The organism is Pseudomonas fluorescens, from assembly GCF_002837185.1.
Lineage (GTDB): Bacteria > Pseudomonadota > Gammaproteobacteria > Pseudomonadales > Pseudomonadaceae > Aquipseudomonas > Aquipseudomonas fluorescens_AM.
In genome coordinates this window covers 20,532-31,410 of record NZ_KZ478035.1, presented here as the reverse complement: position 1 = coordinate 31,410, position 10,879 = coordinate 20,532, and the positions used below count along the sequence as shown (strand labels likewise).

Genomic DNA, 10,879 nt, shown 5'->3' with positions numbered 1-10,879 from the left:
TTGTTTACCAAGGAGTTTTCCGTTTCGACTGCGCCGGAAGTGGGGCGAATTATAGACAGATAAAATTCTACGTCAACCGTTAATGTGAACTTTCTATCAATCCCGTTTAAACCCCCTCAGCCCTTGCTCAACTGAGCAATATATTGCTCAATCCGTGACCGTTAAGCATCATAATCCCTCTGCCCTTCTATATATGACTTCGGACAACACCTTCAATGACTACCCCACCCCGCAGCCTGGCCTGCGCACTCTTCCCCGTTGGCCTGCTGTTGATCGCGATGGCATCCATCCAGTCCGGCGCCTCGCTGGCCAAAAGCATGTTCCCGATTATTGGTGCGCAAGGAACTACCACCCTGCGCTTGATCTTCGCCAGCGTGATCATGCTGCTTCTATTGCGCCCATGGCGTGCCAAGCTGACGGCCAGGTCCCTGCGCACGGTCGTTGTCTACGGCATGGCGCTGGGCGGCATGAACTTTCTCTTCTATATGTCGCTGCGCACCGTCCCCCTGGGTATTGCGGTCGCCCTGGAATTCACGGGCCCGCTCGCCGTCGCCATCTATGCATCGCGCCGGGCAGTGGACTTTTTGTGGGTCGCGCTGGCGATCATCGGTTTGCTCCTGTTGATTCCGATGGGAGAAGCCAGCAGTGGCATTGACGTGGTGGGTGCCGCGTATGCACTCGGCGCAGGCGTTTGCTGGGCGCTTTACATTCTGTTCGGCCAAAAGGCGGGGAACGATAACGGCGTGCAAACCGCCGCGCTCGGCGTAATGATCGCTGCTTTGTTCGTCGCACCCATCGGCATCGTGCACGCCGGTACTGCGTTGCTGACCCCCGCGCTGATTCCTGTCGCCATCGGCGTGGCTATCTTGTCTACGGCACTGCCCTACACATTGGAAATGGTTGCGCTCACCCGCCTGCCCGCTCGCACTTTCGGTACCTTGATGAGTATCGAGCCGGCGTTCGGCGCCCTCTCCGGTCTGTTCTTCCTGCATGAGCAACTGACGCTCGCGCAATGGCTGGCCATCACCTGCATTATCCTGGCCTCCGTCGGTGCGACGCTGACAATGCGCAACGAATCCAAACCGCTGGTACCCGCCGACTGACGCTCTTTGCAGGCAGCTCTGGTATTTAACGCTCATTTAGGCCATGTTTAAGCTCGTAAAACGAATGTCCTTCATGGAGAAGTTCGACACGGACAGCATGAACGCTACGCTCGAGAGCGAGTAAAAGCCGACTTCGATCCTTTTGCGAAGCGGCTATTTAAGGATTGGAATGAATCGAATTTTGATACTGTTGCTGGTCGTAGGCATTGCTGGTTGTGCCGCGACCACTAAAACAGAAGTGAAACGGGGCAAGAAAGGGCTGCACATCAACTGTTCGGGCCTGTCCTCCTCCTGGGACCAGTGCTACACCAGCGCAGCCAATTCATGTGGTGCCAAGGGATATCGGGTTATCGCCAAATCCGGCGACAATTCCGAGGAGCCAGGGGATTACCCCTTCGGCCTCAACCCTGCCGGCTACACCAGCCGCAGCATGATCGTCATTTGCAAATAGGTACCTGAGCGACGCACAACAAGAACGTCGCACTGGTAGTCAGCGCCGGCAATGCGACGCTGTTTTCGGTCAGGACCGTGTGGATTTCGTGCGCGAAGCCCTGAGCCAGTCCTGAATCAGATCGCCGCTGTACGCACCTGCAACCACTCGAGCGCATCGCCATTGAGCAACGGGCTCAAACGCTCGCGCACCTGGGCATGATAAGCGTTGAACCACTCGCGCTCATCAGTACTGAGCAAGGATGGCTCCAGGCAACGGGTGTCGATCGGGCACAGCGTCAGTGTTTCGAACTTGAGGAATTCACCAAACTCGGTCGTCCCCGCTTCACGGTTCAACACCAGGTTCTCGATCCGCACGCCCCAACGCCCAGGGCGGTAGGTACCCGGCTCGATCGAAGTAATCATGCCCGGCTGCATCGCCGTCTGCGGTGCGGCCACCGCCTGATAGGCGATCACTTGCGGCCCCTCGTGCACGTTGAGGAAATACCCTACACCGTGCCCCGTACCATGACCGTAATCCACGCCTTCGGCCCAGATCGGCGCACGTGCGATGGCATCGAGCAGCGGCGACAGGATGCCTTTGGGGAAATGGGCACGGGACAAGGCAATCACGCCCTTGAGCACCCGCGTGCAATCGCGTTTCTGCTCTTCACTCGGCGTACCGATGGGTACCATCCGCGTGATATCCGTCGTGCCACCCAGGTACTGGCCACCCGAGTCGATCAGCAACAAGCCATCGCCTTCGATCACCGCATGTTCTTCCGGCGTGGCGTGGTAGTGCGGCATCGCGCCGTTGGCATTGAAGGCCGCGATGGTGTTGAAACTCAGCGATACATAACCCGGACGACGGGTACGCGCCGCGGTCAGACGCTCGTCGATAGTCAACTCGGTAATGCGCTCGCGCCCCAGGGCCGTTTCCAGCCAGGCGAAAAATTCGCACAAGGCGGCGCCATCCTGCTCCATGGCCTGACGGATATGTTCGGCATCAGCCAGGCTTTTACGCGACTTGGCCAGGGTGGTCGGGTTCAAACCTTCCACCCGCTTCACACCGGCGTCGAGATGTTCCAGTAGACCGGCCGTGACGCGTGCCGGATCAATTTGCAGACTTGCCCCTGCCGGTACAGCTCGCAGCGCGTCGGCCACGTCACTGTAGTCGCGTACGGTCACGCCATCGCGCTCGAGCGCCGCCCGCAGTTGGGCATCGACTTTGCTCAGCGCCACGAACAGGGTGGCCTGCTGCTGATTGATCAAGGCGAAAGACACGAATACCGGATTGAACGACACATCGCCACCGCGCAGGTTGAACAACCAGGCGATGTCATCCAGTGTCGCGATGAAATGCCAGTCAGCACCGTTGTCTTTCAGGCTGGCGCGCAGGGCCGCGAGTTTCTCGCCACGGCTGAGGGTCGCTTGCGGGGGCAAATGCTGATAGATCGGCTGGTTCGGCAGCGCCGGGCGGTCATGCCAGACGTCATTGAGCAGGTCGACATCGGTACGCAAGCGCGCACCACGCTCCGCCAGCTTGTCACCCAGGGTCCGTGCCGACGCCACGGCCATTACCGCGCCATCCACGGCCACCACGCCGCCTTCCGGGGTTTGTTCAGCCAACCACTCCAGGGGGCCGGGTTGGCCCGGTTGCAGTTTGACCAGCTCGATGCCACTGCCTTTGAGTTCCTTGGTCGCCTGTTCCCAGTAACGGCTGTCGGCCCACACACCAGCAAAATCCGCGGTGACGATCAGCGTTCCCACCGAACCATGAAAGCCCGACAACCATTGGCGCCCCTGCCAGTATCCCGGCAGGTACTCGGACAAATGCGGATCCGCGGACGGCACCAGCAGGGCGTGAATGCCCTCTTGGCGCATCAGCTCACGGGTCTGCGCCAGGCGCTGGGGAACCGTTCCATGGGTCAAAGGCTGCGTACTCATTGTGTCTCCTGCTAACCACTAATAATTGTTATGGACTGCGGATACGTTTCAGACGGCCCAGAACGCCGGTGCGCTGGCCAGGGTCGACTTGATCAGTTGTGCCGCTTCGTCGATATCCCGCTCGGTAGTAAACCGGCCGAGACTCAAGCGAATGGTACGGCCGGCGCTGCGAGCGTCATGCCCCAGGGCCAGAAGCACATGGGACGGCGCGTTGCTGGCCGAATTGCACGCTGAAGTCGCCGAAAAGGCAATACCGGCGCTCAACGCACTGGCGTTGAATTCGCCTTCGCTGAACGTAAGGCTCAGGGTGTGGGGAATTCGCTGTACAGGGCTGCCGTTGAGTCGCACGCCCGCAATCGACCCCAAATGATCCAGCAGACGCTGACGCAAGGCCGCGATGTGTGCCTTCTCCTCGGCAAAAGACGCCGCCGCCAGGGCGAACGCCGTGCCCATGCCCGCGATCTGGTGAGTCGCCAGGGTCCCCGAACGCAAGCCGCCCTCATGACCGCCGCCATGAATCTGCGCCAATACCTTCTGCTGCGCCCTGGGCCCCACGTACAACGCGCCGATACCTTTCGGACCGTAGAGCTTGTGGGCCGAAAACGACATCAAGTCCACCGGCCAGTGCGCCAGGTCGATCGCGACCTTGCCCGCGCCCTGAGCCGCGTCCACATGGAACAACGCCCCCTGTTCACGCACCCGCGCGCCGATGGCCGGGATATCGTTCAACGTGCCCAGTTCGTTATTGACCAGCATCAGCGACACCAGAAAGGTGTCTTCACGCAATGCCTCACTGACGGCTTCGACACTGATCAGGCCTTCGGCATCGGGCACCAGGTAGGTCACCGCCACCCCGGCTTCCTGCAATTGCCGCGCGGTGTCGAGCGTCGCCTTGTGTTCGATCTGGCTGGTGATGATATGCCCGCCCGTTACGCCACGGGCCTGGGCCACGCCTTTGATCGCCAGGTTATTGGACTCGGTGGCGCCGGAGGTCCAGACAATCTGCTCGGGCTGGGCGCCGACCAGTTCGGCCACCTGCTCACGCGCCTGCTCAACCGTTCGCCGGGCCGCCTGGCCGAACGCGTGGGAGCTGGACGCAGGATTACCGAAATTGGCATTGAAGCCCAGACACTCAACCATCACCTGGATGACTCGCTCATCCACCGGCGTAGTGGCGGCGTAGTCGAAATACAACGGACGTTTATTCATGGCGTTAAAAACTCGCAGAGCGTGTTCCCGAGAGCAGTGTCGCGGGGGCATCGAACAGAACAGAGGTTGTCAGATTTAACTGATCGGATGCCGTTAAAGAAGGACCACTGTATGAAAATGTGCGTCGGAACGCTCCTGAAATTCAGCTTAACAGGCTGAAGTCACAGCATGGAAAACAAAAAACCCGAGATTCCTTATGGGAAACCCGGGTTCTTCACCGCAACAGCGCCGCTCAACTGGGGCGATCCTTCAGGGCTACGCTGCGCTCGGCATTCATTTCGCCCTGATGATCAAAACCGAAAGACTGCTGTGGCTGGCCGGTCAGTGCCGCGCGCTGGCGTTGATAGTCATCGAATGACAAACCCCGACGACTCAGCGCTTCGAGCGCCAGTTGCTGGGTTTCCTGCGCCGTGTAAGGGCGCAGCTCAGGGGATGGATGGGTCGCGCATCCGGCGAGGACAGAGGTGACAAGCAACAGCGAAACAGCGAGTGAACGGATCATGGCGGTGGCCCTGCAAAGGAGGTGTCGAATCAATGAACACAGGCTACTCCGGCCCCCGCACGCTGAAAAATCACCGTCCTCGATAGTCGCTATCAACCGTTACGGCAGGCGCGATAAGCACAACCAGTTATTCTTTTAAGATCTATAAATATGTAAATAAATTAATTTACGGAATATAAGAATCCCTCTATAAACAACGCTGCCCACCAACGTTGCTACGTCTCGCCAAAGGCATTTCCCGCATTTTATTTCCAAGAGAGGTGTCCATGCAGTTACTAACCCTCCCCCCCTCGCCCGCCCTCGCGACCTCCATCCGTGCCACGGCCCAAGTATTCGAAGACCCGAAATCCAAGGCCCTGCTCGACCACATCCAGCAAGTGGCCCCCAGCGAAGCCAGCGTGCTGATCATCGGCGAAACCGGCACCGGCAAGGAACTGGTAGCGCGGCACATCCACACGCTCAGCGCGCGGCGCAACCGGCCATTCGTGGCGGTTAACTGCGGGGCGTTTTCTGAATCCCTTGTCGAAGCCGAGCTGTTCGGCCACGAAAAAGGCGCCTTTACCGGCGCCCTCTGTGCCAAGGCGGGCTGGTTCGAAGAGGCCGATGGCGGCACCTTGTTCCTTGATGAAATCGGCGATTTGCCCCTGGCGATTCAGGTCAAGCTGCTTCGGGTGCTGCAGGAACGTGAAGTGGTACGCCTGGGCTCGCGCAAGAGTATTCCTATCGACGTGCGGGTACTGGCGGCAACCAATGTACAACTGGAAAAAGCCATCAACGCCGGGCATTTCCGCGAAGACCTTTACTACCGTCTCGACGTAGTCAGCCTGGAGCTCAGCCCACTGCGCGAGCGCCCCGGCGATGTCCTGCCGCTGACCCGACACTTCATCGACGCCTACAGCCGACGCCTGGGTTATGGCCCGATCACCATCAGCCGCGAGGCCGAACACAAACTCAGGAGCTACAGCTGGCCGGGCAATATTCGCGAGCTGGAAAACGTGATTCATCACACGCTGCTGATCTGCCGCAACAGCGTGATCGAACGCGATGATCTGCGCCTGTCGAACCTGCGCATCGAGCGCCAGGACGACAGCCAGCAAGGCACCGACAACAGCGCCGACGCACTGCTTGCGCGCGCCTTTCAAAAACTGTTCGAGGAACAGGCCGGCGCCTTGCACGAAAAGGTCGAGGACGCGCTGTTACGCGCCGCTTATCGCTTCAGCCACTATAACCAAGTGCATACCGCCAGCCTCCTGGGTTTGAGCCGCAACGTCACGCGCGCGCGGCTGATCAAGATCGGCGAGTTGGCGGTGAACAAGCGCAGGCCTGGGGCAAACCTGCAGGGCGAGCGAATGCTGCATCTATCCATTTAGGCGGCAGTGCAAGGCGTCGTCATGGCTGCGCTCAAAACTGCGCAGCACCTGGAACGAATCAAAGATCACCGCCTGGGCCCGGTGCACTCGAATCAGCGTCCAGAATTCCTCGCCGCCTTGCTCGAAGCGCCTGAAGGCCGCCTCGCCATCCTCACGGGATTGCCATTGCAGGTAGTTGAGCACCCGCCGCCCGTCATCGCTGACCTGCACGCTCGCACTCAAAAAGCCGCCATGGATTTGCGCCAGTCGCTCGCTTTGCAGGGACAAGGCCGCCACCAGGGCAGATTGCTGGCGCGGGTCGATCTGAAATTCGATCAACTGTGTGAAGCTGCGACTTTTCTCTGATACCTGCATGAACACTCCCCTTTCTTTGTAGGCAGAATCTTGCGATCCAGTGCCATGCAGGGTAAAACCTCTAGTTAAGTCAAGGTCAAGCGCTGAATCGGGGTTTTTATGCTCAACAAGGAACTCACCGTTGGCCAATTGGCTGCTCGCAGCGGCGTGGCCGTCACTGCCCTGCATTTCTACGAAACCAAGGGGCTGATCAAAAGCCATCGCAACGCCGGCAACCAGCGGCGCTACCCACGGGATGTGTTGCGGCGGGTGGTGGTGATCAAGATCGCCCAGCGCCTGGGAATTCCGCTGGCGACCATTGGCGAGGCGTTGCAGGCATTGCCCGATGGCCGAACGCCCACTGCCAAGGATTGGGCACGCCTGTCGGCACGCTGGCGGGAAGACCTGGATGAGCGGATCAACAAATTGTCGCTGCTGCGCGACAAACTCGATGGCTGCATAGGCTGCGGGTGCCTGTCGATGGAGGCGTGCCCGCTGCGCAACCAGGGCGACCAACTCGGTGAGCGCGGGCCGGGTGCGCAGTTGCTGGAGCCTACTGCACAATCCTGAGTGGCCGACCCGATCCCTGTGGGCGCTGCGCGGACGCCAGTTCCCTTGCCACAGTGGCGATCAACGCGTGGGCGGTGACCCCGACGCGTCCGGCCGGTCCCGGTAAGCCGTGCAGCCCAGCCACAAGGTCATCAGTGCCAACGCCGTCAGCGGCAGCCCGTGGAACAGCACGATCACCTGGGCCGGCGTCCACGTCACATAGAACGGCCCGACCACCAGCATCCCTACACCAAAACCTGCCATCTGAATCAGGGTCAACAAGCTGAACAGCGGCAGGCGCAAGCTATCTGGCTCGCTTTGCGCGCGGGAGACCAGCGCCACTTCGGACAGCCCGTCCCCCAACCCTGCCCACACCACCAACAGCAGCGCCAGCCACAATTCGGTTTGCTGGAAGGTCAGGATAAAGCCGCTGGACATCAGCGCCACCCCAAACATGAACAACCGCTCCATGCTTGGCGTGCCGCGCCCCTTCAACAGCGCACTGGCGATACGCGCCCCGATAAACTTGCCACAGGCCCAGACCGCCAGCAGATACCCCATCACCGTCTTGGCCGTGTCCGGGGAAATGTACTGGGACAGCACCGGCCAGCCGACGTTATGCGCCGCGCTGCCGAGGGTGTCGAGCATGCTGATCAACAACATGGCGGCCAGCACCGGCGCGCCGCGCAGTCCCTTGGTCAACGCCTGCCACTCGGCCGAAAGAGCGCGATGCGTGGCGACGGTAGCGCTGTACAACCCCCGTAGTGGCATGACCAGGCAAGCGGCTATCACATAGGTGCCGATATTCACCGCGAATACCGCCTCGAATCCCCCCGTGGCAATCAGCAGCCCCGACAGCAAGCTGCCGAACACCGCGCCGGTCGCGGCCGCCGAGGTGATCCAGGCGTTGGTATCAACCCGCTGCTCAAGGGCAACCCAGGTGGGCAACTGGCTGTTGAGGCCGATGGCAAACAGCGAATTGCACAGGCCGATGCCAAAGGCGATGAACGGCAGCAGACTGAGTTGATGCGCAGGGATCAGCAGCAGCAACGGCATCAGCAACAGCGCTCGCGCCAGGTCCAGCCCGGCCAAGGTGCCGCGCCCGGCGAAACGCCGGAAAAACGGGATGCCGAACAGGCTCGCGACAATGCCACCAGTCACGCGGCACGCCAGGAAGATGCTGACGAACACCACGCTTTGGCTGAGCCAGTAGACATAGGTGGACAAGGCCACCATGTTGAGGAAGGCGCCAAAGTCCGACACGCCGCGAGCGAAGATGATCAGCCGCGCGTTGCGGATCGACAGGTAGAGCTGCTGGTCGTGGCTCATGCAGGCAGCGCCGCTTGATCATCCGGCACGCTGCGCAGGCTGACCAGCAGTATGTCGCGCCAGGCCGGTGTCGACTCGACCTTTGGCCGCACATCGCCCGCGCGGTGATAGAGCCCTCGGTCATCGATCACGATGGTTTCCAAAAAGCGCGTCATCGGCAGATTCAACACGCGACTGTGTTCCTCATCACTGGTAAACACTTCCGAGACCACCGGCAGCGTGTTGTGCTCGCCGATAAAATGCATGAACACCCAATCCAGACCATCCTGGTGAATCCCCGACGTAGTGGGGCTGCACGCTTGCGCGTCCGCCCGCACACGGAACTGGTGGATGTCGATGGTATGACTCTGTTCGCCCAGGTGCGGTGCGATCACCGCCAGGTCGGTGGCCAGCAGCTTGCGCATCAGCGGATGCTCGATAAAGCCTTCCTCGCTGTAGCTCAAATGGTTCACCCCCTGGCGATAGTTGACGGCGTAGGTGACCGGCGACTTGAACGCGGTGCTCCTGTCGATCTGCAACTGCCGTGAGGGTGATAAACGATAGCGCAGAATACGCCGCTCGCGGTGGGTGTAGGCCTTGAACGCTTCGTCGCGCACCAGGTTGGCCCAGTACGCGCGAAAGCTCTGCTCTTCGCCCGCCTCGACACTGACCAACTCGCCAAAGTCAGGGCGATGGCAGTAATGGTGCTCGCGCAAGTGCGCGGAAACTGTCGGGATATCCATATCGCTAGCCTGCCACCGGGTTGTCGATGATGACGCGCAAGTGCTGGCCGACCGCATCATGCAGTGCGCGCGCATCGCCAGCGTCTGCAACCCTGGCCCAGCACTTGAGCAGATAGTGCTCCTCGATATCCGCATCGATCATGTGCCCCGGCTCCTGCTGGGCATACTCGAGCACCGCGACGTTCTGCTCGAGGAACTCCACGCCCTCAATGCCCTGAAACCGACCGCTGTGCTGCGGGTAGATCGCCAGCATCGCGTAATGTTGCCCGGCCTCGGCCACCTTGCGTGCACCCGCTTCCAACTGCGCGGCGATCCCCTGGCCGCCCGTCAGCAACGAAAGATACAGCTGATAGGGATCGATACCGGCCAGATCGCGGAACGCCGCGTTCACATAGAGCCCGCCTACGCGCGGGTTGATCTCGATCACCACAGGGCCCTGCGGGGTCATGCGGAACTCGAAATGCACCACAGCGTTGGTCAGGCCGACCGCGTTCAGGCACGCCACGGCGTACGCGCGGATCTGCTCGCACTCACGGTCGGTGAAGGAGGTCGGAGGGGAAATCAGCAGGTTTTCGAGAACCGTGCCACTGCGCTCGGTCAGCAACAGTTTTTCGTTGATCAGCAGTGGATGCACACGCTCGCCAGCCACCACACACTCCACGCTGCCTTCGATACCCGGGATGTAGCCCTCCAGCAGGAGACTGCGCCCGGGAATGTAGTCATGCCGTTGGCCGTCGTCCTCCAGTAAAGTCTGCGCACAGCCATAGAAATCCGCGTACGCCGCCGTGGCGTGGTCTTTGACAAACAGCGCGTAGTGGCTGCGCAGTTCCGCCCAATTGGCGCATTTCCTGATAAACGCCGAAGCGCCGCCAAACGGCGGTTTGGCGATCAGCGGGTAGCCGACCCGTTCGGCCTGTTGCTGGAGTTGCTCTTCGTTATTGCACAGCGCAAACGGCACCGAGGCAATGGCGTGCTGTTTCAGCCTCTTGCGCATCAGGAACTTGTTGTTGCACGCCGCAACCGCCTCGGGGCGGCTGTGCACCAGGCCCAGACGCTGGGAAGCCCGCGCAACGATACAGCCGACTTCGCCCAGCGCAGACGGATGGCCGGCCTGGCAGAAAATCCCGCGAATCTGATACTGCCCATCGAGCTGGCCGACCAACTCCAGAATGGCCTGCTCGTTGAGGGCGTCGAGCAGGAACACCGCATCACTGTCATCCCTGAGCCTTTGCACATGCCTGCGCCCTGCGACGCCCGCCGTCAGACACACCAGGCCCTCGGCGCGGGCAGCCGCGAAGTGTGGCTCCCGGTAGTTATAACGAACAGATGTACTGTCATCGACATCGATAAAAAGGATGGCGTCTTGTTTCATGCTTAATACCGCCT

Annotated in this window: 11 protein-coding genes; 4 read left to right on the top strand and 7 right to left on the bottom strand. The window is 60.6% G+C overall.

Annotated features, from left to right (window positions below):
• Nucleotides 1-215 precede the first annotated feature (215 nt).
• Both rhtA and CIB54_RS26265 read left to right on the top strand, forming a co-directional pair.
• Nucleotides 216-1,103 carry a threonine/homoserine exporter RhtA gene (gene rhtA, locus CIB54_RS26270; protein ID WP_101221386.1) on the top strand — a complete coding sequence of 296 codons (888 nt, stop codon included), beginning with the start codon at nt 216-218 and terminating at the stop codon, nt 1,101-1,103.
• A 169-nt stretch (nt 1,104-1,272) separates the two neighbouring features.
• A complete protein-coding gene (locus tag CIB54_RS26265) occupies nt 1,273-1,554 on the top strand; it encodes a hypothetical protein (RefSeq protein ID WP_065951090.1) in 282 nt (93 codons plus the stop codon).
• Nucleotides 1,555-1,670: 116 nt separating this feature from the next.
• On the opposite strand, the gene CIB54_RS26260 is transcribed toward CIB54_RS26265, so the two are convergent.
• The 3 genes from CIB54_RS26260 to CIB54_RS26250 form a co-directional block, all read right to left on the bottom strand.
• Nucleotides 1,671-3,479, bottom strand: a complete 1,809-nt coding sequence (locus CIB54_RS26260) for an aminopeptidase P family protein (protein WP_101221385.1) — start codon at nt 3,477-3,479, stop codon at nt 1,671-1,673.
• Between the two features lie 48 nt (nt 3,480-3,527).
• Nucleotides 3,528-4,688: a cysteine desulfurase family protein gene (locus CIB54_RS26255; protein ID WP_101221384.1), complete on the bottom strand. Its 1,161-nt coding sequence runs from the start codon at nt 4,686-4,688 to the stop codon at nt 3,528-3,530.
• 232 nt (nt 4,689-4,920) lie between these two features.
• Complete coding sequence (locus tag CIB54_RS26250; protein WP_065951093.1) at nt 4,921-5,190, bottom strand: hypothetical protein; 270 nt, start codon at nt 5,188-5,190, stop codon at nt 4,921-4,923.
• 266 nt (nt 5,191-5,456) lie between these two features.
• Here CIB54_RS26250 and CIB54_RS26245 point away from each other — a divergent pair, with 266 nt between their 5' ends.
• Nucleotides 5,457-6,560: a sigma-54 interaction domain-containing protein gene (locus tag CIB54_RS26245; RefSeq protein ID WP_065951094.1), complete on the top strand. Its 1,104-nt coding sequence runs from the start codon at nt 5,457-5,459 to the stop codon at nt 6,558-6,560.
• Here CIB54_RS26245 and CIB54_RS26240 read toward each other — a convergent pair.
• Complete coding sequence (locus tag CIB54_RS26240) at nt 6,549-6,914, bottom strand: antibiotic biosynthesis monooxygenase (protein ID WP_101221387.1); 366 nt, start codon at nt 6,912-6,914, stop codon at nt 6,549-6,551. The genes CIB54_RS26245 and CIB54_RS26240 overlap by 12 nt on opposite strands.
• Before the next feature lie 99 nt (nt 6,915-7,013).
• Here CIB54_RS26240 and soxR point away from each other — a divergent pair, with 99 nt between their 5' ends.
• Entirely contained in the window at nt 7,014-7,463 is a 450-nt protein-coding gene (soxR, locus tag CIB54_RS26235) for a redox-sensitive transcriptional activator SoxR (protein WP_065951095.1), read from the top strand.
• A gap of 60 nt (nt 7,464-7,523) precedes the next feature.
• Here the strand turns inward: soxR and CIB54_RS26230 are convergent, their stop codons facing one another.
• The 3 genes from CIB54_RS26230 to CIB54_RS26220 are packed head-to-tail and all read right to left on the bottom strand — an operon-like array spanning nt 7,524 to nt 10,865.
• Nucleotides 7,524-8,771, bottom strand: a complete 1,248-nt coding sequence (locus CIB54_RS26230; protein WP_101221383.1) for an MFS transporter — start codon at nt 8,769-8,771, stop codon at nt 7,524-7,526.
• A complete protein-coding gene (locus CIB54_RS26225; protein WP_101221382.1) occupies nt 8,768-9,493 on the bottom strand; it encodes a 2OG-Fe dioxygenase family protein in 726 nt (241 codons plus the stop codon). The genes CIB54_RS26230 and CIB54_RS26225 overlap by 4 nt, the downstream gene beginning before the upstream one ends.
• Nucleotides 9,494-9,497: 4 nt before the next feature.
• Entirely contained in the window at nt 9,498-10,865 is a 1,368-nt protein-coding gene (locus tag CIB54_RS26220) for an ATP-grasp domain-containing protein (protein ID WP_101221381.1), read from the bottom strand.
• Between the last annotated feature and the right edge of the window lie 14 nt (nt 10,866-10,879).